At 31.3% G+C, this 403-nt stretch carries 1 protein-coding gene; it reads left to right on the top strand.

Features of this window, described 5'->3' with window-relative positions; translation table 11 throughout:
* Positions 1-209 precede the first annotated feature (209 nt).
* A partial coding sequence (locus V7068_RS20140; RefSeq protein ID WP_499714264.1) for an adaptor protein MecA occupies positions 210-403 on the top strand: 194 nt, incomplete at its 3' end.

The following is a 403-nucleotide window of genomic DNA, read 5'->3' as shown; positions in this document are numbered from 1 at the left end:
AATTTTTCTATAAAATAAATGGCATATTAGGCAAACAATTGTTTTTTAATTAATGAAGTTTTTTATTTCCCTTCTTGTAGTTTTTATCATAAAATAGAGTAACACTTATATTCCTATCAAGTCCTCACTGACTAAAGCTGGTTTTAGAGTAATTTTTGCTTGGGGGTTTTTTATCCCTTCAAAATGTGAAAGGAAGGGAGAGGAGATTTATGGAAATTGAACGTATTAATGATGATACAGTGAAATTTTATATTTCCTATATAGATATTGAGGAACGAGGTTTCGATCGCGAAGAAATTTGGTATAGTCGTGAACGAAGTGAAGAACTTTTCTGGGAAATGATGGATGAAGTTCATCAAGAAGAGGAATTTGTTATTGAAGGTCCATTGTGGATTCAAGTTCA

Origin of the sequence: Bacillus sp. JJ634 (assembly GCF_036962285.1) — a bacterium.
GTDB classification, from domain to species: Bacteria; Bacillota; Bacilli; order Bacillales; family DSM-1321; genus Peribacillus; species Peribacillus asahii_A.
Note: the sequence above shows the minus strand (reverse complement) of the source record. Positions and strands in the feature narration are given on the sequence as shown.